The organism is Streptomyces camelliae, assembly GCF_027625935.1.
GTDB classification, from domain to species: Bacteria; Actinomycetota; Actinomycetes; order Streptomycetales; family Streptomycetaceae; genus Streptomyces; species Streptomyces camelliae.
This window is the reverse complement of the sequence record NZ_CP115300.1, coordinates 6,711,032-6,725,159: the sequence shown is the minus strand read 5'-3', so window position 1 is coordinate 6,725,159 and position 14,128 is coordinate 6,711,032. Positions and strand designations below refer to the sequence as shown.

12 protein-coding genes are annotated in these 14,128 nt (G+C 69.9%); 1 reads left to right on the top strand and 11 read right to left on the bottom strand.

Going from position 1 to position 14,128, the window contains the following annotated elements; all coding sequences use genetic code 11:
* Positions 1-41: 41 nt before the first annotated feature.
* Together lspA and O1G22_RS30835 are read right to left on the bottom strand one after the other, a co-directional pair.
* On the bottom strand, positions 42-635 hold the full coding sequence (gene lspA / locus O1G22_RS30840) for a signal peptidase II (protein WP_270084307.1): 594 nt from the start codon (positions 633-635) through the stop codon (positions 42-44).
* 67 nt (positions 636-702) lie between these two features.
* Positions 703-1,617, bottom strand: coding sequence for a TraR/DksA family transcriptional regulator (locus O1G22_RS30835; RefSeq protein ID WP_270084306.1), 915 nt, complete (start codon positions 1,615-1,617; stop codon positions 703-705).
* Positions 1,618-2,228: 611 nt separating this feature from the next.
* On the opposite strand from O1G22_RS30835, the gene ileS reads away from it, so the two are divergent.
* A complete protein-coding gene (gene ileS, locus O1G22_RS30830; RefSeq protein WP_270084305.1) occupies positions 2,229-5,372 on the top strand; it encodes an isoleucine--tRNA ligase in 3,144 nt (1,047 codons plus the stop codon).
* A 193-nt stretch (positions 5,373-5,565) separates the two neighbouring features.
* On the opposite strand, the gene O1G22_RS30825 is transcribed toward ileS, so the two are convergent.
* The 9 genes from O1G22_RS30825 to ftsW all read right to left on the bottom strand — a co-directional run bounded on the left by O1G22_RS30825 (position 5,566) and on the right by ftsW (position 14,119).
* Positions 5,566-6,741: a DivIVA domain-containing protein gene (locus O1G22_RS30825; RefSeq protein ID WP_270084304.1), complete on the bottom strand. Its 1,176-nt coding sequence runs from the start codon at positions 6,739-6,741 to the stop codon at positions 5,566-5,568.
* Positions 6,742-6,796: 55 nt separating this feature from the next.
* A complete protein-coding gene (locus tag O1G22_RS30820) occupies positions 6,797-7,084 on the bottom strand; it encodes a YggT family protein (RefSeq protein WP_225096692.1) in 288 nt (95 codons plus the stop codon).
* Between the two features lie 60 nt (positions 7,085-7,144).
* Positions 7,145-7,786: a cell division protein SepF gene (locus tag O1G22_RS30815; protein WP_023551436.1), complete on the bottom strand. Its 642-nt coding sequence runs from the start codon at positions 7,784-7,786 to the stop codon at positions 7,145-7,147.
* A gap of 128 nt (positions 7,787-7,914) precedes the next feature.
* Positions 7,915-8,634 carry a YggS family pyridoxal phosphate-dependent enzyme gene (locus O1G22_RS30810; protein WP_270084303.1) on the bottom strand — a complete coding sequence of 240 codons (720 nt, stop codon included), beginning with the start codon at positions 8,632-8,634 and terminating at the stop codon, positions 7,915-7,917.
* Between the two features lie 6 nt (positions 8,635-8,640).
* A complete protein-coding gene (pgeF, locus tag O1G22_RS30805; protein ID WP_270084302.1) occupies positions 8,641-9,369 on the bottom strand; it encodes a peptidoglycan editing factor PgeF in 729 nt (242 codons plus the stop codon).
* Positions 9,366-10,562: a cell division protein FtsZ gene (ftsZ, locus tag O1G22_RS30800; RefSeq protein ID WP_270084301.1), complete on the bottom strand. Its 1,197-nt coding sequence runs from the start codon at positions 10,560-10,562 to the stop codon at positions 9,366-9,368. The genes pgeF and ftsZ overlap by 4 nt, the downstream gene beginning before the upstream one ends.
* A gap of 279 nt (positions 10,563-10,841) precedes the next feature.
* On the bottom strand, positions 10,842-11,636 hold the full coding sequence (locus O1G22_RS30795) for a cell division protein FtsQ/DivIB (RefSeq protein ID WP_270084300.1): 795 nt from the start codon (positions 11,634-11,636) through the stop codon (positions 10,842-10,844).
* Positions 11,637-11,662: 26 nt separating this feature from the next.
* Positions 11,663-12,751, bottom strand: a complete 1,089-nt coding sequence (gene murG / locus O1G22_RS30790) for an undecaprenyldiphospho-muramoylpentapeptide beta-N-acetylglucosaminyltransferase (RefSeq protein ID WP_069781397.1) — start codon at positions 12,749-12,751, stop codon at positions 11,663-11,665.
* Positions 12,752-12,757: 6 nt separating this feature from the next.
* Positions 12,758-14,119, bottom strand: a complete 1,362-nt coding sequence (gene ftsW / locus O1G22_RS30785) for a putative lipid II flippase FtsW (protein ID WP_270084299.1) — start codon at positions 14,117-14,119, stop codon at positions 12,758-12,760.
* Between the last annotated feature and the right edge of the window lie 9 nt (positions 14,120-14,128).

Genomic DNA, 14,128 nt, shown 5'->3' with positions numbered 1-14,128 from the left:
CCGCACGGGCCTGTGGACAACTCGGGAGAACTCCCGGGCGGTCAGTCCTTGTGGACCGTGCCGTCCGGGTCCAGGCCGCGGAAGGACAGCAGCACGATCAGGATGCCGCCGCACACGATCGCCGAATCGGCCAGGTTGAACACCGCGAAGCCCTTCGGCGCGATGAAGTCCACGACCTGGCCCTCGAAGACCCCGGGGGCCCGGAAGACCCGGTCGGTCAGATTGCCGAGCGCGCCGCCGAGCAGCAGGCCGAGGGCGACCGCCCAGGGGAAGCTGTACAGCTTGCGGGCCAGGCGGATGATCACCACGATCACCGCCGCGGCGATCAGCGTGAAGATCACCGTGAACGCGCCCCCGAAGCCGAAGGCGGCGCCGGGGTTGCGGATGGCGTGCAGCTCCAGCAGGTCCCCGACCAGCTTGATCGGCTCGTGGCCCTCCAGCTTGGCGACCACGAGCGTCTTGCTGATCAGGTCGAGGGCGTACGCGAACGCGGCCACCGCGAACAGCACGGCGATCCGGCGCCCCCGGCCGACGCGCGCCTGCGCCGGGGCCTGCTGTGCTCCGGCCGCCGCCGTGTGCTCGCCGCTGTCGTCCGGGGTGTCCGGCGTACCGATGATGCGTTCCGCCTCTGCCACGTGAGTCCCTCAACCTAGGTGCCTGACTGAGGACGAGACTACGGCACGCCCGCCCGGCCCCTCACGCTCAGGAGCGACGTTCCTGCTTCTGCTTGCATTCCACGCACAGAGTGGCCCGCGGGAAGGCCTGCATCCGGGCTTTGCCGATGGGGTTGCCGCAGTTCTCGCACAGACCGTAGGTGCCCGCGTCCAGCCGTTCCAGGGCGTGCTCGTTCTGGATCAGCATCTCGCGCGCGTTGGCGGCCAGCGCCAGCTCGTGCTCGCGCGTGATGTTCTTCGTCCCGGTGTCGGCCTGGTCGTCGCCCGCGCCGTCCCCGGAGTCGCGCATCAGACCCACGAGGGAGGCCTCGGCGGAGCTGATCTCGGTGCGCAGCCGCTCCACCTCGGACAGCAGCTCGGCACGGGCCTCAGCGACCTCTTCCGGCGTCCAGGGTTCCTCTCCGGGACGCACCGCCAGCTCGCCGGGCTCCGCCGCGGCGATCCGTGCCTTGGGAACGGCGGTCTGTGCGGCCGTGGCCGTGCCAGGAGTCTTCTTCGCAACCACTGTCGTGGCTCCCGTCTGCTTCGCGGCCCGCGCCGCGCCCGCTTTCTTGGCCGTGCTCTTGCCGGCCGTCTCCGAGGAGACGCCGGCGGCAGCCGCCTTGACGGCCGCCTTGTCCACCGCCACCCCCTTCACCGCCGCCTTCTTCCCGGCCGCCGGCTTCCTGGCCACCGTCTTCTTCCCGGCCGTCTTCTCGGCAGGCTTCCTGGCCGACTTCTCGGCCGGCTTCCTGGCGTCCGCGGCCTTCGCCGCGGCCTTCGCGTCGGCCTTCCGCACAGCCGTCTTCTTCGCGGCCGTCTCCTTGGCGGCCACCTTCTTGGTGGCCGTCTTCTCGGTGGCCGTCTTCTCGGTGGCCGCCTTCTTCGCAGTCGTCTTCTTGGCGGCCGCGCCCCTGGCCCGGCCGGTCGCCGGATGCTCTACGGCGGTCTTTTTCGCCACCATGGCCGCGGCCCCTTCACATATTGTGATCTTGCTCGCGAATCGTGCTGGGACGATAAATCGACTTGAGTCCCGCGGCAACGGGGCACACCGCCCGATTCGCCCGCCCGCACCCCCCGAGCAGCGGGCCTGCATCCGTTGTGCCCAGCTCCCCGCCGGGTAATCCGCCCCGGCAGACCCCGCCGGACACACGCGCGCGTGCCCTCGCCATTCGGGTCATCCCGCCGGGTCGCCCGGCGCACGGCGGCACCCCGCGGACCACGGGCCCGGAGAAAACCGGTCAGCCACTGTCCGCGCGGCGCCGTACACTGGGCGGAGCGAGAAGCGTGGATGGGGACGAGTAGCGGCGTACGCAGCCCAGAGCGACCCGGGGACGGTGGGAGCCCGGGGGCGAGCGCGACGTGAAGATCACCCCGGAGCCGCCGGAAGAAAGCCCGCACCGGGCGAGTAGAACCGGCTTCGCGACCCCAATGAGGGGGCTCACCGGAGCACAGGGCGCACCGGCGGGCCAAGGAGGGTGGTACCGCGGGAGCGCGCCGCACACGGCGTAGACAGGATCGAAGGCTCTCGTCCCTCCGACGGAAGGCAGCAAGTCCGTTGGAGGATGCTCGCAGATGACAGCGCCGACGTACCGCCAGGTGCCCGCACAGGTCGACCTGCCCGCTCTTGAGCACGCCGTGCTCGACTTCTGGCGCGAGCAGAAGATCTTCGCCAAGAGCCTGGAGCAGTCCGAGGGCCGCCCGGAATGGGTGTTCTACGAGGGCCCGCCCACCGCCAACGGCATGCCCGGCGCCCACCACATCGAGGCGCGCGTCTTCAAGGACGTCTTCCCGCGCTTCCGCACCATGCGCGGCTACCACGTGGCCCGCAAGGCCGGCTGGGACTGCCACGGCCTGCCCGTCGAGCTGGCCGTCGAGAAGGAGCTGGGCTTCTCCGGCAAGCAGGACATCGAGGCGTACGGCATCGCCGAGTTCAACGCCAAGTGCCGCGAGTCCGTGACCCGGCACACCGACGCCTTCGCCGAGCTGACGACCCGCATGGGCTACTGGGTCGACCTGGACGACGCCTACCGCACCATGGACCCCGAGTACGTGGAGTCCGTGTGGTGGTCGCTGAAGGAGATCTTCAACAAGGGCCTGCTGGTCCAGGACCACCGGGTCGCCCCCTGGTGCCCGCGCTGCGGCACCGGCCTGTCCGACCACGAGCTGGCACAGGGCTACGAGACGGTCGTCGACCCGTCCGTGTACGTCCGTTTCCCGCTCACCTCCGGTCCGCTCGCCGGCGAGGCCGCGCTCCTGGTGTGGACGACGACCCCCTGGACCCTGGTGTCCAACACGGCGGTCGCCGCGCACCCGGAGGTCACCTACGTCGTCGCCACCAACGGCGAGGAGAAGCTCGTCGTCGCCGAGCCGCTCGTCGCCAAGGCGCTCGGCGAGGGCTGGGAGAGCACGGGCCAGACCTTCACCGGCGCCGAGATGGAGCGCTGGACCTACCAACGTCCGTTCGAGCTCGTGGAGTTCCCGGCTCCGGCGCACTTCGTGGTGAACGCGGACTACGTCACGACCGAGGACGGCACGGGTCTGGTCCACCAGTCCCCCGCCTTCGGTGAGGACGACCTCAAGGTCTGCCGCGCCTACGGCCTGCCCGTGGTCAACCCGGTCCGCCCGGACGGCACCTTCGAGGAGGAGGTCCCGCTGGTCGGCGGCGTCTTCTTCAAGAAGGCGGACGAAAAGCTCACCGAGGACCTCCAGCAGCGCGGCCTGCTCTTCAAGCACGTCGCGTACGAGCACAGCTACCCGCACTGCTGGCGTTGCCACACCGCGCTGCTCTACTACGCACAGCCCTCCTGGTACATCCGCACGACGGCGATCAAGGACCGCCTGATCCAGGAGAACGAGAAGACCAACTGGTTCCCGGAGACGGTCAAGCACGGCCGGTACGGCGACTGGCTGAACAACAACATCGACTGGGCGCTGTCCCGCAACCGCTACTGGGGCACCCCGCTGCCGATCTGGCGCTGCGAGGACGACCACCTCACCTGCGTCGGCTCCCGCGCGGAGCTGACCGAGCTGACCGGCACGGACCAGTCGGACCTCGACCCGCACCGGCCGTACATCGACGAGGTCACCTTCGCCTGCCCGCACGAGGGCTGCGGCGAGACGGCCACGCGCGTGCCCGAGGTCATCGACGCCTGGTACGACTCGGGCTCGATGCCGTTCGCGCAGTGGGGCTACCCGTACAAGAACAAGGAGCTGTTCGAGAGCCGCTACCCGGCGCAGTTCATCTCCGAGGCGATCGACCAGACCCGCGGCTGGTTCTACACGCTGATGGCCGTCGGCACGCTGGTCTTCGACAAGTCGTCGTACGAGAACGTCGTCTGCCTGGGCCACATCCTGGCCGAGGACGGCCGCAAGATGTCCAAGCACCTGGGCAACATCCTGCAGCCGATCCCGCTCATGGACGCCAACGGCGCGGACGCGGTGCGCTGGTTCATGGCGGCCGGCGGCTCCCCGTGGGCGGCGCGCCGCGTCGGTCACGGCACCATCCAGGAGGTCGTCCGCAAGACCCTGCTGACGTACTGGAACACGGTCGCCTTCCAGGCGCTGTACGCCCGTACGTCCCAGTGGGCACCGAGCGCGGCGGACCCGGCCCCGGCCGAGCGCCCGCTGATCGACCGCTGGCTGCTGTCCGAGCTGCACGCCCTCACCGACCAGGTGACGCAGGCGATGGAGGCGTACGACACCCAGCGCGCCGGCAAGCTGCTGTCCGCGTTCGTCGACGACCTGTCCAACTGGTACGTCCGCCGCTCGCGCCGCCGGTTCTGGCAGGGCGACAAGGCGGCGCTGCGCACGCTGCACGAGGTGCTGGAGACGGTCACCCGGCTGCTGGCGCCGATCGTCCCGTTCATCACCGAGCGGGTGTGGCAGGACCTGGTCGTGCCGGTGACCCCCGGTGCCCCGGAGTCCGTGCACCTGGCGGCCTGGCCGGAGGCGGACCTGTCCGCGATCGACCCGGAGCTGTCGAAGCAGATGGTGCTGGTGCGCCGGCTGGTGGAGCTGGGCCGTGCCACGCGCGCGGAGTCGGGCGTCAAGACGCGTCAGCCGCTGTCCCGCGCGCTGATCGCGGCGACCGGTTTCGAGACGCTGGACCCGGAGCTGCACACCCAGATCACGGAGGAGCTGAACGTCTCCTCGCTGGCCTCGCTCTCCGAGGTGGGCGGCTCGCTGGTGGACACCACCGCGAAGGCCAACTTCCGGGCGCTGGGCAAGCGGTTCGGCAAGCGGGTGCAGGACGTGGCCAAGGCGATCGCGAACGCCGACGCCGCCGCGCTGTCGCTGGCGCTGCGTGCGGGCACGGCCTCCGTGGACGTCGACGGCGAGACGGTCACGCTCGCCCCGGACGAGGTGATCATCACCGAGACCCCGCGCGAGGGCTGGTCGGTGGCGTCCGACTCCGGTGCCACGGTGGCGCTGGACCTGGAGATCACCGAGGAGCTGCGGCAGGCGGGTCTGGCCCGTGACGCGATCCGGCTGATCCAGGAGGCCCGCAAGAACAGTGGGCTGGATGTGGCCGACCGGATCGCTCTGCGGTGGGTGTCGACGGATGCCACGGTGGTCGCTGCGCTGGCTGAGCATGCCGAGCTGATCGCCGACGAGGTCTTGTCGACCGACTTCGGCCAGGGTGAGGCCGACGGCACCTATGGCGAGGCGTTCACCGATGAGGGGCTGTCTCTCACGTTCCGGCTGCGGAAGGCGTAAGCGCCGAGTGGTGTGAGAAGGGCCCGGTCTCCAGGCAGGAGGCCGGGCCCTTCTTCATCGGCTCGGTCGGCCTGAGTACGGTGCGCGGTTCTCCGCAACCCGCGTAAAAAGGGCGCGGCCCCGGACCGAAGTCCAGAGCCGCGCCCTTGAACGCTGCCGACGCCTACGGCGTACTACCCACCGTGCCCGGTGCTCAGTTGTCGTCCTCGTCGATCAGGAACCCGCGCATCGGCGAGGGAGCCTGGCCCATCGGGGACGGGCCCTGCGGGCGGACCGGAGCCATGGGCTGGGTCATGGCCGGGGTCATCTGCTGCTGGCCGCCGTAGGACGGGGCGGACGGAGCGGGGTTGCCGCCCATCGTCTGGTTGCCGCCGTAGGACGGGGCGCTCGCGCCGGCCGGGGCCATGGAGGGCGCCGGGGACGGGGGCAGGGAGGGGGCGGACGAGGTGCGCGGCGGGGCCAGGGAGTCGTCGGCCTGGGTCTCCAGCTGGCGCAGCTGGGACTCAAGGTACGACTTCAGGCGCGTGCGGTACTCGCGCTCGAAGCCGCGCAGGTCCTCGACCTTGCGCTCCAGCGTGGCGCGGGCGGACTCCAGGGAGCCCATGGCGACGCGGTGCTTCTCCTGCGCGTCCCGCTCCAGGGCATCGGCCTTGGCACGGGCGTCACGCTCCAGACCCTCGGCGCGGCTGCGGGCCTCGCCGACGATCTTGTTGGCCTCGGAGCGGGCCTCGGCGATCGCCTGGTCGGCGGTCTGCTGGGCCAGCGAGAGGACACGGGCGGCGCTGTCGCCGCCGGGGCCCTGACCGGGCATGCCGGGGCCGCCCATCGGACCGCCCATGGGGCCACCCATCTGCTGCTGCATGGGCTGGCCACCCATCGGGCCCTGACCCATGGGGCCCTGACCCATGGGGCCCTGGCCCATCGGACCCTGGCCCATCGGGCCGGGACCCTGCGGGCCACCCTGACCGCCGGGGCCGGCGGGCAGCTGCGGGGCACCGCTCGGCAGCTGGGGCGGGCCTCCCATGGGGCCGCCCATCTGCTGCTGCGGCGGGCCCGATATGCCGGCGGGCACCGGCGCGCCGGGGCCTCGCATGCCCTGCTGAGGCATGCCCTGCTGAGGCATGCCCTGCTGCTGCGGATGCTGCTGATCCTGCTCCGGCGGGCCCTTGCGCATGTTCTGCTGGTTCTGCGCGGCCGCACGGGTCGCCGCGGCCAGCTTGGCACGCAGGTCCTCGTTCTCGCGGAGCAGACGGGTCAGTTCGGCTTCGACCTCGTCGAGGAAGGCATCGACCTCGTCCTCGTCATAGCCTTCTCGGAGGCGGACGGTCGTGAACTGCTTGTTCCGCACGTCCTCGGGGGTCAACGGCATCTCTTCACCTCAGCGTAGTCATCGGCAGTCGGCAAGACCGTATCGTCCACCCTCATTACACGAAGCTCCCCGTGATGGAGATGAGGATGTAGACGATGATCATCAGTACGAAGAAGGACAGGTCGAGCGCCACGCCCCCGAGACGCAGCGGCGGGATGAACCGCCGCAGAAGCTTCAGCGGTGGATCGGTGACAGTGTAGGTGGCCTCCAGTACGACCACCATCGCCTTGCCGGGTTGCCACGAGCGGGCGAACTGGAACACGTAATCCATGACGAGCCGGAAGATGAGCACGGCGAGAAACAGCAATAGCGCGATGTGGACCACCTGTGCGAACACGCTCATGGCCTGCGCTTCCCTCTCCCCTGTTCCGTGCTCTTCCGAACGTCGATCTGGTTGTGCGTCTCAGCTCTGGTTGAAGAACCCGCCCTCTGCGATGCGGGCCTTGTCCTCCGCCGTGACATCGACGTTAGCAGGAGACAACAGGAACACCTTCTGCGTCACCCGCTCGATGCTGCCGTGAAGACCAAACACCAAACCGGCCGCAAAGTCGACAAGTCGCTTCGCGTCTGTGTCATCCATCTCAGTCAGATTCATGATCACCGGGGTGCCCTCACGGAAGTGTTCCCCGATGGTACGGGCTTCGTTGTAGGTCCGCGGGTGAAGCGTGGTGATCCGGTAAGGCTCTCGTTCCGACACGACCTTGGGCATGATCACCGGTGCGTTCTTCTCCAGGGACTGACGTTCTTGTGTGATGGATGCCACGGGCGCGATGCGCGCCGGACGTCCGGATTCCGCGGCGAGCGAAGTCGATCGGGCCACCGGCTCGCGGGGTGCGGGCGGTTGGACGATTCGCACCTCTTCGTCCCTTTGGGACTGATGTGCACTGTGCGACTGATGTGACGATTCATGCCGTCGGTGATCCCGCTCGGGCTCCGGGTCCAACTCGGGCTCGAAGTCGTCGTCGGGGTCGAATCCGCGGCCGTCGTACCCATCGTCCTCCACGAGGCCGAGGTAGACCGCCATCTTGCGCATCGCGCCGGCCATGCTCTGAGTCCTCCGCTCTGTGGTGGATCGGCTGACGACTGCCAAGTGCCCGCGATCCACGCGGTCGTTGTGCTCGCCTTCGCGGGCATTGACCATATTTTCTGCTGTGGTCCGACTTCCTGGCGACGTTACCCGAGCCTGGGGCGGACTCCGAGTACCGCAGTGCCGACGCGCACGTGTGTCGCCCCGGCTGCCACGGCCTGTTCGAGGTCCGCACTCATCCCTGCCGACACCATGGTTGCAGCCGGATGAGCTCGGCGCAGGTCGGTCGACAAATCCATGAGCCGCTCGAACGCCGCCTGTTCGCGTCCCGCGTACTCCCCGGTGAGCGGAGCGACGGTCATCAGTCCGTCGAGCCGCAGTCCTGGAGACGCCGCGACGAGGTCGGCCAACTCTTCGATTCCTTCCGGGGCCACACCGCCGCGCTCGCCCCGCCCGCTCGCGCCCGCATCCAGCGCGACCTGGATCAGACAGCCCACCTCGCGCCCCGACCGCACCGCCTCCTTCGACAGAGCCGTGACGAGCCGGGAACGGTCCACGGACTGCACGACATCGGCATAACCGACCACGGAACGCACCTTGTTGGTCTGCAACTGACCAACAAAATGCCATTTCAAGGGCAGATCCGCACACGCGGCGGCCTTCGGTGCCGCGTCCTGGTCGCGGTTCTCGGCGACATGGCGCACACCGAGTTCCGACAGGATCCGCACATCGCTCGCCGGGTAGGTCTTGGTGACCACGATCAGGGTCACCTCCTCCCGCTCACGCCCGGCCGCGACACACGCGGCGGTGATGCGCTGCTCCACTTGCGCCAGATTTGCGGCGAGTTCGGTCTTACGGTCCGTCATGCCCCATCAGTCCAGCCAGACATAGCCCGCGAGCCGCCCGGTGGTGCGGTCGCGGCGGTACGAGAAGTGATCCCCCGACTCCAGCGTGCACACCGGCGACTGCGCCCGGTCGCACACCCCGAGCCGGTCGAGCTGCGCGTGCACCCCGGCGCTCACGTCGACCGCCGGTGTACCCCAGCTCGTCTCGGCGTGCGCCGCCGGCTCGACGGCGGCCACCTCGGCGCGCATCGCCTCCGGCACCTCGTAACACCGGCCGCACACGGCCGGCCCGGTGCGGGCGACGATCCGGCCCGGCTCGGCGCCGAGTTCGGCCATGGCCCGTACGGCGGCGGGGACGACCCCCTTGACCATGCCGGGTCGGCCCGCGTGTGCCGCGGCGACGACCCCGGCGACCGGGTCGGCCAGCAGCACCGGCACGCAGTCGGCGGTGAGGACGGCGAGGGCGACGCCGCGCGTGGCCGTCACGATTCCGTCGGCCTGCGGGGGCCGCTCGACGTGCCACGGTCCGTCGACCTCGACCACGTCGTTGCCGTGCACCTGGTTCATCCAGACCACCAGGCCGGGGTCCAGACCGAGCGACGTGGCCACGAGCTCCCGGTTGGCCCGTACGGCCTGCGCCTCGTCACCGACCGCGCCGCCGAGATTGAGCTCCTCATACGGAGCGGCGCTCACCCCGCCCCACCGGTCGGTGAAGGCGAAGTGCGCGCCGCTCACGCTCTCGCGCCGTCCTATCACTTCAGGAAGTCCGGGACGTCCAGCTCCTCGGCGGCGCTGTCCGCGTAGGTCCGCGACGACGGCAGCGGCGGGGCCGGGATGTCGGCAACCGGCTCGGGCGCCGGCTCCGGCTCCTCCTTCGGCGTCACACTGCCGAGCGAGCCGAAGGTCGGCCGGCTGGGCTCGGACTGCCGTACCGGAGCGGGCTCGTCGCGGCGGGTCGACGTCGAGGCCGAGCCGAGGACGTTGTCCCGGCGGGCCGGCGGCTGACCGCCGTCGAAGCCGGCCGCGATCACCGTGACCCGCACCTCGTCACCGAGGGCGTCGTCGATGACCGCGCCGAAGATGATGTTGGCCTCGGGGTGGGCGGCCTCGCTGACCAGCTGGGCGGCCTCGTTGATCTCGAACAGGCCGAGGTCGGAGCCGCCGGAGATGGAGAGCAGCACGCCCCGGGCGCCGTCGATGGACGCCTCCAGCAGCGGCGAGGAGATCGCCATCTCGGCGGCGGCCACCGCGCGGTCGTCGCCGCGGGCCGAGCCGATGCCCATGAGGGCCGAACCGGCCTCGGACATGACCGACTTGACGTCGGCGAAGTCGAGGTTGATCAGGCCGGGGGTGGTGATGAGGTCGGTGATGCCCTGGACACCGGAGAGCAGGACCTGGTCGGCGGACTTGAAGGCGTCCAGGACCGAGACCTGGCGGTCCGAGATGGACAGCAGCCGGTCGTTGGGGATGACGATGAGGGTGTCGACCTCTTCGCGCAGTTCGGCGATGCCGTCCTCGGCCTGGTTCGCGCGGCGCCGTCCCTCGAAGGTGAACGGACGCGTGACCACGCCGATGGTGAGGGCGCCGAGCGAGCGCGCGATGTTGGCCACGACGGGTGCGCCGCCGGTGCCGGTGCCGCCGCCTTCACCGGCCGTCACGAAGACCATGTCGGCCCCCTTGAGGACCTCCTCGATCTCCTCGCGGTGGTCCTCGGCGGCCTTGCGGCCGACCGCCGGGTTGGCGCCGGCGCCGAGTCCGCGGGTGAGTTCGCGGCCGACGTCGAGCTTGACGTCGGCGTCGCTCATCAACAGCGCCTGCGCGTCGGTGTTGATGGCGATGAACTCGACGCCCTTGAGACCGACCTCGATCATCCGGTTGATGGCATTGACACCACCGCCGCCGACACCGATGACCTTGATGACTGCGAGGTAGTTCTGCGGTGCTGCCACGTCGAAGGCCTCTCGCCTCGAATTACGTTGCCGTCGTCGTGCGGTGCCCCGCGCCGGGACGGCAGATGCCGAATGGGACGGTCCGTAGCGCCGACCCGAACCCTAACCCTGAAGTTTAGGGTTACCAGTGTGTCTGTTCCTTGAAGTCTTCTGAACAGGACACTAAGTCGACAAGTGGCGCCCGTTCAACGAACACGCCGAACCTCCCGTTTTTCTTTTCACCCTATGTGATCAGCCGTAGCAGTGCCCAACCAGGGTGCTGGCCTGCGCTGATGTGCGTCAACTCCCCGATGACGCAGGGGCGGTGGGAACGCTGACGTCGAAGTGCCGCGCGCCGGGAGCTGCTTTCATGAGAGCTGTGAGGGCCCGTGCCTTGGCGCGGCCGCTCTCGCCGCTTCCCCATGCCACCGTGCGGCCGTCGGCCAACTCCAGCGAGATGTCGTCGTAGGAACGGACTTGGACGGTCCGGGCGTCCCGGGCGACGGCGGCCGGCAGATCACCGGCGACCCCGACCGCCTCGCGCACCAGCCGGTCGGTGCCGAAGCGCCGCAGGCTCGCGGCTCCGGAACCCGTGCGGGATACGGACAATTCCAGCGCGGGAACGCTTTTCGGGGCCTGCGAAACCGTGGCGAACCGGACACCTTCGCGGTCGACTTCGGTGAAGTTCCGGCCGTTTCGGAGCAGCAGAACCGGAGTCCGCTCGGTCACTTTCAGACCGATTCCATGGGGCCAGGAACGCACCACGTCAACTGTGTCAATTCGGGGCAATTTCTGGCGGAGTCGGGCTTCGATGCCGTCGGTGTCGACGGAAATCATCGGCGCCCCCACCGGTACGGCCGCCGCGTCGCGCACCTCGTCGGGGGTCAGCACATCCGTGCCGGACACCGAGACATGCTCGACGCGCAGCCAGGTGGAGCCGTACAACAGCCAAGTGACACCGGCCCCGAGGAGTACGGCGGCCACCGCCAGAATGACGATCGTACGAAGGCGCGCTCTTCCGAGCCGCCGGGCGGACGGCGGGCCGGACGACTCCTGCTGGCGTTTCCCGCGCTCGGCGGTAGTCGGTCCGGCCACCCTCACTGCCCTTTCGTCATACGGTCCTAACGGCGCGAGGCGATCGCCTCGTACACCATGCCGACGAGCAGCTCGTCGGCGTCCCGGCGGCCGAACTCGCTTGCCGCGCGGGACATCTCGTACAGCCGGTGCGGATCGGCGAGCACGGGCAGGACGTTCTGCTGTACCCACTCGGGCGTCAGTTCCGCGTCGTCGACGAGGAGTCCGCCGCCGGCCTTGACCACCGGCTGGGCGTTGAGCCGCTGTTCGCCGTTGCCGATGGGCAGCGGGACGTAGGCGGCCGGGAGTCCGACGGCGGAGAGTTCGGCGACGGTCATCGCGCCCGCGCGGCAGAGCATCATGTCGGCCGCGGCGTACGCGAGGTCCATCCGGTCCAGGTAACTTACCGGGATGTAGGGGGGCATCCCCGGCATCTGGTGCACCTGCGGCAGTTCGTTCTTCGGGCCGACCGCGTGCAGGATCTGGATACCGGCCTGCTGGAGCCAGGGCGCGACCTGCTGGACGACCTCGTTGAGGCGGCGGGCGCCCTGCGAGCCGCCGGAGACCAGCAGCGTGGGCAGGTTCGGATCGAGGCCGAAGCGGTGCCGGGCCTCGGGGCGCGCGGCGGCGCGGTCCAGGGTGGCGATGGAGCGGCGCAGCGGGATGCCGATGTAGCGCGCGTCACGCAGCTTGCTGTCCGGGGTGGAGACGGCGACCCGGGCCGCGTAGCGCGAGCCGATCTTGTTGGCAAGGCCGGGGCGGGCGTTGGCCTCGTGGATCACGATGGGCACACCGAGGCGCTTGGCCGCGAGGTAGCCGGGCAGCGCGACATAACCGCCGAAACCGACGACACAGTCCGCCTTGGTGCGCTCCAGGATCTGCTCGGCGGCCTTGATCGTGCCGCGCAGCCGGCCCGGGACGGTGATCAGCTCGGGCGTGGGCTTGCGGGGCAGCGGCACGGCCGGGATCAGCGCCAGCTCGTAGCCGCGCTCCGGGACGAGCCGGGTCTCCAGGCCGCGCTCCGTGCCCAGGGCCGTGATCCCCACGGTCGGGTCCTGCCTGCGCAGGGCGTCCGCGAGGGCGAGCGCGGGCTCGATGTGGCCGGCGGTCCCCCCACCGGCGAGTACGACATGCACCGAAATTCACCGCTCTCCGGACGGACGCGCCACCGAGGCACGCCGTCGCATCGTTTTCCATCTCCGGGGACTCCGACCGGACCCGGAGCCCCCGGCACCCCGTTTTCTACCAAAGCGAGGTTGCCGCATCGCAAGCGCCGCCCGCGCAGCGGGCTCGTCGCGTGCGAAGGCGATCAGCAGCCCGATGGCGAACATGGTCGGCAGCAGGGCGGACCCTCCGTAGGAGAACAGCGGGAGGGGGACACCGGCGATCGGCAGCAGACCGAGCACCGCACCGATGTTGATCACCGCCTGGGCGGTGATCCAGGTGGTCACGCCTCCCGCGGCGTACCTCACGAAGGGGTCCTCCGTGCGTCCGGCCACGCGGATACCCGCATAGCCTAGAGCCGCGAACAGGGCGACCACCGACAGTGTCCCCGCGAGGCCCAGTTCCTCACCGGTGACCGCGAAGATGAAGTCGGTGTGGGCTTCCGGGAGTTGGCCCCATTTTTCCACACTTGCACCGAGACCGGAGCCGAAGAGTCCGCCGGAGGCCAGTGCGTAGATGCCGTGGGCGCCCTGCCAGCACATGTCACCCGGGCCGGGGTCGGTGGCCGCGATGCAGTTGAGGCGGGCGAGGCGATGCGGGCTGGTCTCGATGGCGATGGCGGCGAGGACGACGGCGACGCCCAGCACCCCGGAGAACAGCCGGGTCGGCGCCCCCGCGAGCCACAGCAGCCCGAACAGGATCGCCGTCAGGATGATCGTCGTACCCATGTCGCCGCCCAGCATGATCAGCCCGAGCAGCAGGAAGGCGACCGGCACCAGCGGCACCAGCATGTGCTTCCACTGGGTCAGCAGCTTCTTCTCCTGTTTGCGGGCGATCAGGTCCGCGCCCCACAGCACCAGGGCGAGCTTGCCGAACTCGCTGGGCTGGATCTGGAAGGAGCCGCCGAGGGAGATCCAGTTCTGGTTGCCGTTGACCGCGTGCCCTATCCCGGGGATCTGCACCAGGACCATCAGGAAGACGGCGCCGGCGAGGATCGGGTAGGCCAGCGCCCGGTGCAGTTTCACCGGCATGCGGGAGGCCGCGAGCAGCAGGGCGCCGCCGATGAGCGCGGCGAGGAACTGCTTGCGGAAGAAGTACGACCCCGGCAGCGACAGCTGGAGCGCGGTGATCTGGGAGGCCGAGTAGACCATCACCAGGCCCAGCACGATGATCAGCACGCTGCCGCCGGCGATCAGGTAGTAGGCGGTCAGCGGCCGGTCCCAGGCCTTGCGCGCGCGCGTGTAGAGCCGCTGGAACGGGTTCTCGCGCGGCGGGCGGGAGACCGCGGGACGGCGGGACGCCCGCTGTACGGGCGGCCTTCCGGTACGGCTACTGGGCATCGGCGCCTC